Source organism: Pseudomonas sp. S3_E10 (assembly GCF_054667615.1).
The window spans coordinates 3,636,882-3,650,305 of sequence record NZ_CP162743.1; the positions used below are offsets into that span (position 1 = coordinate 3,636,882).

The 13,424-nt window shown below is 57.9% G+C and carries 7 protein-coding genes and 1 other RNA gene; 4 read left to right on the forward strand and 4 right to left on the reverse strand.

The window, feature by feature from the left end:
* Positions 1-74 precede the first annotated feature (74 nt).
* The 4 genes from AB4N98_RS16625 to AB4N98_RS16640 are packed head-to-tail and all read left to right on the forward strand — an operon-like array spanning position 75 to position 7,597.
* Positions 75-2,051: a type I restriction-modification system subunit M gene (locus tag AB4N98_RS16625; protein ID WP_460148824.1), complete on the forward strand. Its 1,977-nt coding sequence runs from the start codon at positions 75-77 to the stop codon at positions 2,049-2,051.
* Positions 2,048-3,457 (forward strand): restriction endonuclease subunit S domain-containing protein, encoded by a 1,410-nt coding sequence (locus AB4N98_RS16630; protein ID WP_460148826.1) that lies wholly within the window; start codon positions 2,048-2,050, stop codon positions 3,455-3,457. The genes AB4N98_RS16625 and AB4N98_RS16630 overlap by 4 nt, the downstream gene beginning before the upstream one ends.
* Positions 3,457-6,657, forward strand: coding sequence for a type I restriction endonuclease subunit R (locus AB4N98_RS16635; protein ID WP_460148828.1), 3,201 nt, complete (start codon positions 3,457-3,459; stop codon positions 6,655-6,657). The genes AB4N98_RS16630 and AB4N98_RS16635 overlap by 1 nt, the downstream gene beginning before the upstream one ends.
* Positions 6,658-6,685: 28 nt before the next feature.
* Positions 6,686-7,597 carry a restriction endonuclease gene (locus AB4N98_RS16640; protein WP_460148830.1) on the forward strand — a complete coding sequence of 304 codons (912 nt, stop codon included), beginning with the start codon at positions 6,686-6,688 and terminating at the stop codon, positions 7,595-7,597.
* A gap of 237 nt (positions 7,598-7,834) precedes the next feature.
* On the opposite strand, the gene ssrA is transcribed toward AB4N98_RS16640, so the two are convergent.
* The 4 genes from ssrA to AB4N98_RS16660 form a co-directional block, all read right to left on the reverse strand.
* Positions 7,835-8,231, reverse strand: a transfer-messenger RNA (tmRNA) gene (gene ssrA, locus AB4N98_RS16645).
* Between the two features lie 92 nt (positions 8,232-8,323).
* Entirely contained in the window at positions 8,324-8,602 is a 279-nt protein-coding gene (locus AB4N98_RS16650) for a hypothetical protein (protein WP_017528811.1), read from the reverse strand.
* A 136-nt stretch (positions 8,603-8,738) separates the two neighbouring features.
* The gene (locus AB4N98_RS16655; protein WP_065876781.1) at positions 8,739-11,552 is read right to left on the reverse strand and encodes an FAD-binding and (Fe-S)-binding domain-containing protein; all 2,814 of its coding nucleotides are present in this window, start codon (positions 11,550-11,552) and stop codon (positions 8,739-8,741) included.
* A gap of 70 nt (positions 11,553-11,622) precedes the next feature.
* Positions 11,623-13,317 (reverse strand): lactate permease LctP family transporter, encoded by a 1,695-nt coding sequence (locus tag AB4N98_RS16660; protein ID WP_017528809.1) that lies wholly within the window; start codon positions 13,315-13,317, stop codon positions 11,623-11,625.
* Positions 13,318-13,424 lie beyond the last annotated feature (107 nt).

Sequence of the window (13,424 nt, forward strand, 5' to 3'; positions counted from 1 at the left end):
AAAGCGCACGCTCCGGATGGGCATCCTCAAGTGTTAGACTTGCGTTTTTTGCCTGTACTCCAAGGAGTTATTGCGTGAACACGGAAAATCATTCCCAGACGGCCGCGTTTCTATGGTCCATTGCCGATCTGCTGCGCGGTGACTTCAAGCAATCGCAATACGGCCGGATCATCCTGCCGTTCACTCTGTTGCGGCGGATGGAGTGTGTACTCGCACCGACCAAGGCTGAGGTGATCAAACAAACCTTCGCCCAGGAAGGCCGTCCGGATCAGGTGCGCGAGATGATTCTGCTGCGGGCTGCCGGTCAGCAGTTCTTCAACGGCTCGCCGCTGACCCTCGGCACGCTCTCTGACACTCAGACCGCCGCCGACCTTATGAGTTACGTACAAGCGTTCAGCAAGGACGCCCGCGAGATTTTCGAGCACTTCCACTTCGAAGATTTCGTTCAGCAGTTGGAAACCGCCAACCTGCTGTATCAGGTGGTGCAACGCTTTGCCGCCACGGACCTGAGCCCCGAGTTCATCAGCAACTTCGGCATGGGCATTATCTTCGAAGAACTGATCCGCAAGTTCGCGGAAAGCTCCAACGAAACCGCCGGGGAGCACTTCACCCCGCGCGACATCGTGCACCTGACCACCTCGCTGGTGATCACCGATCAGGATCACAAACTCGCGCCCAACAGCATCGTCACGATTTATGACCCAACCGCGGGCACCGGTGGCTTTCTGTCCGAAGGTGATGAGTACATCCAGTCCATCAGCGAGAAGGTCAGCGTGTCGCTTCACGGCCAGGAGCTCAACCCCGAGTCCTACGCCATCTGCAAGGCGGACATGCTGATCAAGGGCCAGGACGTAGCCAGTATCAAGCTCGGCAACACCCTGTCCAACGACCAGTTGGCCGATAAGCGCTTTGACTTTATGCTCAGCAACCCGCCGTTCGGCGTGGAATGGAAGAAGGTACAAAAGCAGATCACCGACGAGCATAACCACAAGGGCTTCGACGGCCGCTTCGGTCCCGGCCTGCCGCGCGTGTCCGATGGTTCGCTGCTGTTCCTTCTGCATTTGGTCAGCAAGATGCGTGACCCGCGCGACGGTGGCTCGCGCATCGGCATCATCCTCAACGGTTCGCCGCTGTTTACGGGTGGCGCGGGTTCGGGTGAGTCGGAGATTCGCCGCTACCTGTTGCAGAACGACTTGGTCGAAGCCATCGTCGCGCTGCCGACGGACATGTTCTACAACACCGGCATCGCCACTTATGTGTGGATCCTCAGCAACCACAAGGCCGATGCGCGCCGGGGCAAGGTGCAGTTGATCGACGGCAGCCAGCATTACGCCAAAATGCGCAAGTCGCTGGGCAGTAAGCGCCAGTACATCACCGAAGATCAAATCAGCGAGCTGGTGCGTCTGTATGGCAGCTTCGAGCACAGCGCGCAGAGCAAGATCTTCCCCATCGACGCCTTCGGTTATCGCCGGATTACCGTCGAGCGGCCGTTGCGTTTGAACTTTCAAACCAGCGCCGAGCGCATCGCCAAGGTGCTGGAAGAAAAAGCCATCGAGAAACTCGACAGCGCCGCTCGGCAGCAACTAATTACCGCCCTACAAACGATGGACGCCAGCCTACTGCACCGTAACCGCGAGCAGTTCAGCAAATTGCTGAAAAAAGCCCTCACCGACAACGGCGTCAGCCTCAGCACGCCGGAGCTAAAAGCCCTGATGAGCGCCCTGAGCGAGCGCGACCCCGAGGCGGATATCTGCACCACCAAAGGCCAACCGGAAGCAGACACCGGCCTGCGTGACAACGAAAACGTGCCGCTGGGCGAATCGGTGTATGACTACTTCCAGCGTGAAGTCATCCCCCATGTGCCGGATGCCTGGATCGACGAAAGCAAGACCGATGCGCTGGATGACGAGGTGGGTATTGTCGGCTTCGAGATCCCGTTTAACCGCCACTTCTATGTGTTCCAGCCGCCGCGCTCGTTGGCTGAGATTGACCACGATCTGAAAGTCTGTACCGACCGTATCAAGCAGATGATTGAGGGGCTGTCGGCATGAGCTTTCCTGCGTATCCGGTATACAAGGACTCTGAGGTAACTTGGATTGGTGACGTGCCAACCTCTTGGGCGGTCAAGCCATTCAAGTGGTTACTTAGCAATAACGACGGCGGTGTTTGGGGGGATGACCCATCGGGGGAAGGTGACACGTTAGTGTTGCGTTCTACGGATCAAACCGTAGACGGAAACTGGAAGCTTATTGACCCCGCACCCCGAAAGCTTAGCAACAAGGAGAAAGCTAGCGCGCTTCTTGTCCAGGGCGATTTAGTAGTAACGAAATCCAGCGGAAGCTCCTTGCACATAGGTAAAACGACGCTGGTAACTGCTGCTATAGCTAAACAGGGTTGCTGCTATGGAAACTTCATGCAGAGGCTAAGGGTGAACTCAAGTTTTACTCCGAAACTAGCTTGGTATGTCATGAACAATGAGCTGGCTAGAGCTCAGCTGGATTTGCTTTCGAACTCAACAACTGGGCTTGCCAACTTAAACGGAACCTTGATTGGCGAAATTCTCTTACCTGTTTCAACTGTCGTCGAACAAACCCAAATCGCCCGCTTCCTCGATCACGAAACCGCCCACATCGACGCGTTGATCGAAGAGCAACAGCGCCTGATCGAACTGCTCAAGGAAAAGCGCCAGGCCGTGATCTCCCACGCCGTTACCAAAGGTCTCGATCCGATGGTGCCAATGAAAGACTCAGGCGTGGAGTGGCTAGGCGATGTGCCAGCGCATTGGGTTGTTTGTGCCACTCGGCGAGCAATCCGATTTATTGAGCAAGGTTGGAGTCCTGAATGTGAGTCATATCCTGCCGAAGAAGATGGCTGGGGCGTACTGAAAGCGGGTTGCGTTAACGGAGGCTTTTTCGATTCGTCCGAGAACAAGACACTACCTTCTACGCTGAAACCAATTCCCGAGTATGAGGTTCGTGCGGGGGACATATTGATGTCACGAGCGAGTGGGTCGCCTGAGCTAGTCGGTTCGACTGCATTGCTGGGGCAGGTGCGTGAACGGCTGATGCTTTCTGACAAAATCTTCCGTGTCCATTTGGAAGAAAAGGTCAGTACTCAATTTTTTGTTTGGGTAATGAACGCGCAATTCATGCGATCTCAAATAGAACAGGCGCTGAGTGGCGGGAATGGCTTGGCTAATAATTTGCCACAGTCCTCCTTGCTCGCATTCTGGCTGGCTATACCTCCTGAACACGAACAAGGCGCGATTGCCGAACTGATCAATGAAAAAACTGGGCGAATTGACGAGCTGATTGCCGAGGGCGACTTAGCAGTAGAACTTCTCCAAGAACGCCGCTCTGCACTAATCTCCGCCGCCGTCACCGGCAAAATCGACGTGCGCGGCTGGCAGCCACCGACCGATGCGCCATCCCCCGAATTAGCAAAAGAGGCCGTGTAATGGCGAGCAGCAAGGAAGCGCAATTCCAGCAGGACATCACCGAGGCCTTGGCAACCCAAGGCTGGCTTGTCGGCACCTCCAGCGGCTATGACCGCCGCACGGCGCTGTATATCGAAGATGTGCTGGGCTACTTCAAAGACGCATGGCCGGAACGTTGGGAAAAGTTCGCCAAGGCCAACCCGAACAATCCGGATAATGTGCTGGTGCAAAAGCTGGTACGTGAGCTGGAGCAGAGCGGCACCCTCGATGTGCTGCGTCATGGCTTCAAACTACCGGCAGTAAAAGTGGAACTGTGCAGCTTCCAGCCCGATCACGGCATGAACCCGGACACCCTCAAGCGCTACCACTGCAACCGCTTGCGCGTGGTGCCGGAAGTATCTTATTCACCGCACGCGCGTGATGCTGGCGCCGGTGGACAGAGCTACGACCCGCGCCTGGATCTGGTGCTGTTCGTCAACGGCATTCCCACCGCCACGCTGGAGCTGAAAAGCGAATTCAAACAGTCGGTGGAAAACGCCAAGCGCCAGTACCGCAATGACCGCCCGGTAAAAGACCCACTGACACGCAAACCCGAGCCGCTGCTGACCTTCAAGCGCGGCGCGCTGGTGCACTTTGCCGTGGGCCAAAACGAAGTCGCGATGACCACCAAGCTGGCGGGTAAAGAAACCTTCTTCCTGCCGTTTAACCTCGGCAGCGAGGAAGGCGGCGCGGGCAACCCGATGCCTGAGGACGACAGCCAATATGCCACGAGTTACCTCTGGCAACGCCTATTGCAGCCGGATGCGTGGCTCAAAGTGCTTGGGCGCTTTTTGCACTTGGACAAGAAAACCAGTGAAGGCTTCGACGGTACGCTGGTGACCAAGGAGATGATGATCTTCCCCCGTTACCATCAATGGGAAGTGGTCAATAAGCTGATCAATACCACCCGCACCGAAGGGCCGGGCAAGCGATATTTGGTTCAGCACAGCGCCGGCTCGGGCAAGTCCAACTCCATCGCCTGGACCGCCCATCAACTGGCCTCGCTGTACGACGATAGCGGTCAGCGCCTGTTCAACTCGGTGATCGTGGTCACCGACCGGACAGTGCTGGATAGCCAGCTGCAGAACACCATCTACCAGTTCGAGCACGCCCAGGGCGTGGTCAAACCGATCAGTCGCGATGTCGGCAACCAGAGCAAATCCGAACAACTGGCCGAAGCGCTGGCCGAGCAGACGCGCATCATCATCGTCACCATCCAGACCTTCCCGGCGCTGTTCGATGCACTGGACAAGTACCCCAAGCTGGCCAGCGGGCGTTATGCCGTGATCGCCGACGAGGCGCACTCCTCGCAAACGGGCTCATCGGCCAGCAAGTTGAAACAAATTCTCGGCAGCGATGCTCTGGAGGCGGAAGAAGTCAGCGCCGAAGAGTTACTGGATGCCGCCGTACAAGCGCGCCAGCCCAATGAGCGCATCAGCTACTACGCCTTTACCGCCACCCCAAAAGCTAAAACCCTGGAGCTGTTCGGTCGTCCGGCCGACTCCACGCTGCCAGCGAGCACCAGCAATAAGCCTGAGGCGTTTCATCTGTATTCCATGCGCCAAGCTATCGAGGAGGGTTTTATCCTCGACGTGCTGCGCAACTACACCACCTACAGCACCGCCTGGAAGATCGCCCACCCGGATGGCGAAGACGATGAGGTGGACAGCAAAAAAGCACGCATCAAGCTGGCACGCTGGGTGCGCTTGCACCCGTACAACATCAGCCAGAAGGTCGAAGTAATCGTCGAGCATTTCCGCGCCAATATCCGCGGTCTGCTCAATGGTCAAGCCAAGGCCATGGTAGTGACCAGCAGCCGTCAAGAAGCGGTTCGTTATCAGTTGGCGTTGAAAGATTATGTGCAACAGATGGGTTACAACGATGTGCACCCGCTGGTGGCGTTCTCCGGCAGTGTGTTGCCGGATGAGGTGATTCCCGAGGAAGTGACCGAAAACAGCAGCTTGCTCAACGCGGGCCTGAATGGCCGCGACTTGGCGGACGCTTTCGACACCCAAGACTTCAACGTGATGATCGCGGCCAACAAGTATCAGACCGGCTTTGATCAGCCCAAGCTGTGTGCCATGTACGTGGATAAAAAGCTGCAAGGCGTGGACTGCGTGCAGACCCTCTCGCGATTGAACCGCACGTTCGGTGATAGCAAACAAACCTTCATCCTCGATTTTTTCAACGAGCCACAGGACATTCTCGACGCCTTCTTGCCGTACTACACCAAGGCCGAGCTGACCGACGTGACCGACCCGCAGATCATCTATGACCTGCAGAAGAAGCTGGATGCCGAGGGCATCTATCACTGGCAAGAGGTCGAAGCGTTTGCCTTGGCCTTCTTCGATCCTAAGGCGCAAGCCAGCAAGCTCAGTTATTACTGCGCGCCGGCCAAAGAGCGTTTTGCCAAGCGCTATGCCTTCTCGCTGGAATCTCGTCAGCAGGCGCTTGATTACAAAAGAACCGCCGAAGCCAACGGGGATAGCGCCGGCTTGAAAAAAGCCGAGCACGCGTTGAAAGAAGCTGGCGAGCAAGTCGATCAGCTCGACCTGTTCCGCAAGAACCTGCAGAGCTTTGTGCGCCTGTACGAGTTTCTGTCGCAGATCGTGCCTTACGAAGATCGCGAACTAGAACAGCTATGTGTGTACGCCAAACATCTGCACCCATTGCTGCGTGTAGATCGCCTGCTGGAAGATGACGTGGATGTGGGTGAACTGCAACTGAGCCACTACCGCCTGAGTAAGCGAGCTGAACACGTGCTGCGTCTGAACGAGGAAGCGGGCACATATACCGTCAAACCCGGCAGTGACGTTGGGAGCGGTAAGCCGCATGATCCGGAGAAGAAGCGCTTATCCGAAATCATTGAGGCGCTGAACGATATCTTTGGTGCCGAAGTGAGCGACGACGACCAGTTGCAGTTCCTTACCGGTATCGCCCAGCGCATCAGTCGTCAGGAAGATGTGATGGCCCAGGTGAACAACCATTCGGTGGATCAAGTGATGCACGGCCTGTTTCCCAAGCGTGTTCTCGACACCGTGCTGGATGCCATGACCGACCACGAGAAGCTGTCACTGGAAGTATTGGATAACGAAACGAAGAGCCGCGCGTTTGCGCTGGTGATTTTGAAGATGCTCAAGACCGCGGCTTCTTTCGATGAGAACCGCGTGGGCGGGGTCTAAAGCGGTCGTTAAGGTTGGGGGAGTAACAGTGGCAATTCCGGATTTTCAAAGCGTGATGCGCCCGGTGCTGAGCACCGTACAGAACGGTGCGCCGCTGCCGCTCAATGAATTGCGCGAGCGGGTGGCTGATCAGTTCCAACTGACCGAGGACGAACGTAGAGAGCGGCTACCCTCAGGCCAGCAGACGGTGATCAACAACCGCGTGGGCTGGGCTCGTACCTATTTGAATAAGGCTGGGCTGTTGTGCATTCCGGCCAAGGGCATGGTGCAAATCACCCCGCGTGGCCTTGATGCCTTGACCAATGGTCCGCAGCGCATCACGGTGAGCTGGTTGAAGCAGTTTCCTGAGTTTGCGGACTTTCATACAGCCAAACCGCAATCAGCTGATGCCCCTGCCGTGCTGAGCATTGGTACTGCCGAAACCACGCCAGACGAGCAGTTGGCCGATGCGCATCAGGCGCTGATGCAGTCCCTCGCAGATGAGCTGCTGACGCAAGTCCGGCTAGCCACCCCGAGCTTCTTTGAACAGTTGGTAGTCGATCTCATGATTGCCATGGGTTACGGCGGCTCGCGTAAAGAAGCGGGTAAAGCGACCCAGGCGACCAATGATGATGGTATCGACGGCATCATAAAAGAAGACAAGCTTGGCCTCGACGTGATCTATCTGCAGGCCAAGCGCTGGGCCAACACGGTGCATCGTCCGGAGATCGACAAGTTTATCGGCGCACTGACTCGCCAGCGTGCGCGTAAGGGTGTGTTCATCACTACTTCAGAGTTCTCCGAGGGGGCCCGGACTGCAGCGCTGGGGTTGGATATCAAAGTGGTATTGATCGATGGTGTTGAGCTCGCGCGACTGATGGTAGAGAACAACCTGGGCGTGAGCGTTAAGCAGGTGTACGAAGTGAAGCAACTGGACAGTGATTATTTCGCCGGAGAATGACTTGCCGAATTAAGCTGGCGGTCGGAAAGGCAGAGAGCTGGAGCGGGCATGAGAGCTACCTCTGACACCGTTTTGGTATTCCAAAAAATAGTACCGCATGCCTTGGAATACCATTGGGAATACCAAATCGGCTGGAACTCAAAAAACCTGGAAAACCCCCAATAGTCCTGAAGCTCCCGTACTTAGCGGGTCTCAGGCACAAAAAAAGACGTCCGTGGACGTCTTTAGATGTTGAAGTGGTGGAGCCGGGGGGATTTGAACCCCCGTCCGCCAGTACTCCGCTGTCGGTACTACATGCTTAGCCGTGTCTATTAAGTTAACCCTCAGCGACCCGACTGGCAGGGTGCTTTGGGCGAGTTGTGTAAGTTTTAGCCGCTTCGTCCACAACGTACTGCACGGCGATTCTGTTCTATATGACAATCACTTTGGGTTTACAGACATCCCCTGGTGATTGCTGGACCCGAAGGTACCAGAAGCTCAGGTCTAAGGCTGCTTACGCAGCGATAGCGAATTCCTGGCCGTAGTTTTCGTCATTGGCAACTATAAGTAGTTGCAACAGTGGATTTACGAGTTCTGTTACCAACTCGGCATGCACCTAAAGTTTCGCGACCGGCGTCGAATCCTAAACGGCCCCGTGCTTGTAACTCGTTGTTTCCAGTGAGTGACAAGCCTGTGCAGTGTACGCCAAATGCTTACGGAAGGCCAACCCGTAGGTTGGCCCATCGTTTACTGACCGCCTTTCTCGTTGTTCTGCAAATCTTGCAGGGCTTTGGACGTGATCTCGATGCACTTCTTGTCGTCACCGGCGGCGTGGGCGGCTTTGGCCTGGGAGACGGCGGTGTCGATTTCGCCGCTTTTGCCCGTGGTGTCGGTCGCGAGCAGCGCCTTGCCGTTGTTGATTTTATCCAGGTTGATCTTGCACAGATCGGGCTCGCCCGCCGCGAAAACAGGGGAGGCCAGCATTGCCGCGGTAATGAACAAGCCAGCAAGAGCGGAACGCTTCATAGGGTATCTCCTTGCGCAAAAGGGCTCGACGCTGCTGGCGTTCAAGTGCTGCCAGCGACATCACTGATGGGCCTCGTTCGCCGAGGCCTATGCAGATGACTGCGCCGGAGCGCAGGGGTTCTGTTTTTTTGCAGGATTAGTGGAGGGCGCGGGCCTGGGTAACGCGGTCCACGAGGTATACCAACCCGTGGTAGTCGATGCCGCCATGTTGGCTCAGGCCGATTTCGCAGGTGCGGCTGGTGGAGATACCTTCGCTGCAATGTTGCACCGCGTCTTTGAGGGAGCGCAGCGAGTGGGCGTTGAGTTCCGGCGTGGTGAAGCCTTTGTCACCGGCAAAGCCACAGCAGTGGATGCCTTCCGGGATCACTACGGTTTTAGCGCAGCGCCGGGCCAGGTCGATCAATGCCTGGCTCTCGCCAAGGTGCTGGGTGCTGCAGGTGACGTGCACGGCGATTGGCGCATCCTGAGGTGTGAAATCAAGGCGGTCGATCAGGTGCGTGCGGATAAAACGCACGGGGTCGTAGAGGTCCAGCCGCGTTTCGCCGAGGTCTTGCACCAGGCGCAGGGTGCAGGGGCTGGTGTCGCAATAGATGGGGTCAAGGCCACCACGGCTGGCGTGGAGCAGGGCGCCGATCAGTTCCTGACGTTTGTGTTCGGCCTGTTCGGTGTAGCCTTTGGAGGCGAACGGCTGGCCGCAGCACAGGCTGTCCTGGTTGTCGGGAAGTACCACCTGGTAACCGGCTTTTTCCAGCAGGCCACGGGTTTTGTCGTACAGCGACATTTGCTCTTTATCATCGGCAGCCGGGCCCATGGCACGTGACACGCAAGCCGCGAGGTAGACAACGCGAGGGCGTTCGTCCATCACCGGCGGGCTGAAGCGAATGGCTTTTTCCGGCTGAGGCATGGCGTTGGTCCACTGCGGGATTTGCCCGTTGGACAGTTTGGTCACCTTAGCCGATAGCTTCGCCAGGCGAGGTGCGCCCAGCAGCATGCGTGCGCCATTAGCCACGTGCAGGGTAAAGCGTGCTCCCTGCAATGCGGTGGCGAAATGGGTGGCAAGCCATTCGGCCGTTTTCGTACGGTCGGCGTTACGGCTGCGCAACTTTTTCACCAGATCGCCGGTGTTTATTCCCACAGGACAGCGTTGGGCACACAGCCCGGTAGCCGCGCAGGTGTCGATGCCTTGATAGTGGTAGGCCTCTTCCAGTTTTGCGGTATCGATGCCGGCGCGTTTCTTCGCCTGGATATCACGCCAGATCACGATGCGCTGGCGCGGGCTCAAGGTCAGCCCCTTGGATGGGCAGACCGGCTCGCAGAACCCGCACTCGATGCACTTGTCCACCAGTTCATCGGCGGCAGGCAGCGGTTTGAGGTGCTTGAGGTGAATCTGCGGGTCTTCGCTGAGCACCACATCCGGGTTGAGGATGCCGCTGGGGTCGAGCAGGCGCTTGAGCTGCCACATCAACTGGTAAGCCTCGCTGCCCCATTCCAACTCCACGAAAGGCGCCATATTGCGGCCGGTGCCGTGCTCGGCTTTCAATGAGCCGCCGAACTCCACGGCTACCAACTGTGCGACGTCGTCCATGAACGCTTGATAGCGTGCGACTTCTTGCGCGCTGTTGAAGCCTTGGGTGAACACGAAGTGCAGATTGCCTTCCAGGGCGTGTCCGAAAAGGATGGCTTCGTCGTAGTGATGTTTGTCGAACAGCTCGATCAAACGGTTCACGCCGATGGCCAGTTGTTCGACCGGGAAGGTCACGTCTTCGATAATTACCGTGGTGCCGGTTTTGCGCACCGCGCCGACGGCGGGGAAGGTGTCTTTGCGGATTGCCCACAGCCGCGCGTTTTCTGTGGGGTCTTCGGTGAAATCGACCTGTTTCTCAACCGGAAAAACGGCCAGGGACGCCATGATCAGCGCCAGTTGTTCGTGCAGCAGGGAGGGCGAGGCAGCGCGGGATTCGATGAGCAGGGCGCAGGCATTTTCCGAAAGGTGCTGTACGAAAGCCGGCATGCCCGGTTTGTCCTGCACCGAGCGCATGCTGCGTCGATCCAATAATTCTACGGCTGAGACTGGTTGGGTTTTCAGAACGGTCACTGCGTTGCAGCAGGTTTCAACGTCCGGAAACACGATTAATGCCGACGCCTTGTTCGGGTGATCGACCACAGTGTCGTAGGTGATGGCGCTGATAAACCCCAAGGTCCCTTCGGAACCTATCAGCAGATGGCTGAGAATATCCAGCGGCTCGTCAAAATCGACCAGGGCGTTGAGTGACAGGCCGGTGGTATTTTTCAGGCGATATTTGTGGCGGATTTTCGCAGCCAGTTCGGCATTTGCCCGCGTCTCGTGCCCCAATGTCGCCAGGCGTTCAAGCAGAGCGCCGTGCTGTTCGCGAAAGGCACTGACGCTGGCCGCGTCTTCGGTGTCCAGGCGACTGCCGTCGGCCAGCACCAGGCGGATGCCGGCGAGGGTGTGATAGGTGTTTTGAGCGGTACCACAACACATGCCGCTGGCATTGTTGGCGGCGATTCCGCCGATCTTGCAGGCATTGATCGACGCCGGGTCCGGCCCGATCTTGCGCCCGAACGGTGCCAGCCACGCATTGGCCTGGGCGCCGATCACGCCGGGCTGCAAGCGGATCTGCGTGCCTTGCCCGCGAATTTCGCGGCCGTTCCAGTTATCCCCCAGCACGATCAGCACCGAGTCGCTTATCGCTTGCCCGGACAGGCTGGTGCCGGCTGCGCGAAAAGTCACCGGCACGCGGTCGCGCTGGGCCAGTTGCAGCAGAGCGACCACTTCGTCTTCCGACTCCACGCGGATAACCAGTTGTGGGATCAGTCGGTAAAAGCTGGCGTCTGTGCCGAATGCGAGGGTGGAAAGCGGGTCGTCAAAGCACCGCTGTTTCGGAATCAGCTGTGCGACGTCAGCAAGGAAAGCGGCAGGCAGGCTCATGGGTCCTCCAAAAGTAGCTGACGCCGGTATAAGGGGCCGGCGTCGGTTCTTACCCTATTACGTGCAGGTCTCAGTGCACCAGCATGCCGGTAAACCAGTAGGCCTGGGCCAGCGTGATCAGCCCGACGATCGTGGCGAAAAACAGGCTGTGCTTGAGGGTGAAGCGGAACAGGTCGGATTCTTTGCCGACCAGCCCGGTGGCGGCGCAGGCCACGGCGATTGATTGTGGTGAGATCATTTTGCCGGTCACGCCGCCGCTGGTGTTCGCGGCCACCAGCAGCGTGTCGTTGACGCCGATCTGGTGCGCGGTGGTGGCTTGCAGCGAGCTGAACAAGGCGTTGGAGGATGTGTCGGAGCCTGTCAGGAAAACCCCCAGCCAGCCAAGGAACGGCGAGAAGAACGGGAAGGCTGCGCCGGTGCCGGCCAATACCAAGGCCATGGTCGAGGACATGCCGGAGTAGTTGGTGACAAAGGCGAATGCCAACACCATGCCGATAGACAAGATTGGCCAGCGCAGTTCGTAAAAGGTCTCTTTAAAAGTGGTAAGACCAGTTTTTATGTCGATCTTCAGGACCAGCATTGAGATCAGGGCAGAGAAGAAGATCGCGGTGCCGGTCGCTGAAATCGGGTCTAGCTTGAAGACGGCCGCAACGGCGGTCGGGGCGGTGACGATCGGCGCGACTTTGACCACCAATTGGTCCAGATGTGGGATCGCGAAGTTGAACACCCAGCTGTACATCGACCCGCCGGCGGCGAACATCGCCTTGAACGGTTTGAGGGTCCAGATGGTGACGAGTACGGTGAGGATCAGGAACGGCGACCAGGCTTTGAAGATCTGGCCCAAGCTGTAAGGCGAGGCGACGGTGCTGCGGGGTAAGCCGAAGCCGCCGGCGCTGGCGGTGATCGCTACGCCGGAGGTGGCGCCGGCAATCTGCGCGCCTGCGGTGCGCTTGGGTTGCCAGACTTTCAGGAATAGGGTGAGGGAAATCAGGCTGGCCAGGGCCGAGGTGATGTCCGGCAGTTCGGGGCCGATGAAGTTGGAGGTGAAGTATTGGGTGATAGCAAAGCTCAAGCCTGCCACCAGTGCTGCCGGCCAGGTTTCGCGCACGCCGCGCAGGCCGTCCATCATGAACACTAGCCAGAACGGCACGAACAGTGACAGCAGGGGCAGTTGCCGGCCTGTCATGGCGCCAATCTTGAACGCATCGATGCCGGTCACTTGGCCGGCAACGATGATCGGGATGCCCAGGGCGCCGAAGGCAACGGGCGCGGTGTTGGCAATCAGGCACAGCCCGGCTGCGTACAGCGGGTTGAAACCCAGGCCTACCAGCAATGCGGCGGTGATCGCCACGGGAGCGCCGAAGCCGGCGGCACCTTCGAGGAAGGCCCCGAAGCAGAAGCCGATCAGCAGGACTTGCAGGCGCTGGTCGTCAGTGATCGACAGGACTGAGCTGCGAATGATCTCGAACTGGCCGCTCTTGACGGTGAGTTTGTAGAGGAACACGGCCGCGACGATGATCCACGCGATAGGCCAGAGGCCATAGGCGAAGCCATAACCGGCGGCTGCGAACGCCATGTCCACCGGCATCTGGAAGGCAAAGATTGCGACCAGGATCGACAGCGCGAGCGTGATGCTGCCAGCTACATGGCCTTTGAGGCGGAACACGGCCAGGGCCAGGAAGAAGAATACGATCGGAATGACGGCGGCCAATGCGGACAGGCCGAGGCTGCCGAGTGGGCTGTAGAGCTGTTGCCAGGTTTGCATATGGGGTGGCCCCTGATTGTTGTTGTTTGGTCAGCTTGGATAATTGGTAATACCAATTTACAATCGCTGTCGGCTAGGTTAAAAGCCTTCGGAGGATGTGTCAATTT

Coding starts and splice junctions, on each gene's coding strand:
- AB4N98_RS16650 (WP_017528811.1), bottom strand. CDS start 8,602: ATGAAGCGTTCCGCTCTTGCTGGCTTGTTCATTACCGCGGCAATGCTG.
- AB4N98_RS16660 (WP_017528809.1), bottom strand. CDS start 13,317: ATGCAAACCTGGCAACAGCTCTACAGCCCACTCGGCAGCCTCGGCCTG.
- AB4N98_RS16635 (WP_460148828.1), top strand. CDS start 3,457: ATGGCGAGCAGCAAGGAAGCGCAATTCCAGCAGGACATCACCGAGGCC.
- AB4N98_RS16630 (WP_460148826.1), top strand. CDS start 2,048: ATGAGCTTTCCTGCGTATCCGGTATACAAGGACTCTGAGGTAACTTGG.
- AB4N98_RS16655 (WP_065876781.1), bottom strand. CDS start 11,552: ATGAGCCTGCCTGCCGCTTTCCTTGCTGACGTCGCACAGCTGATTCCG.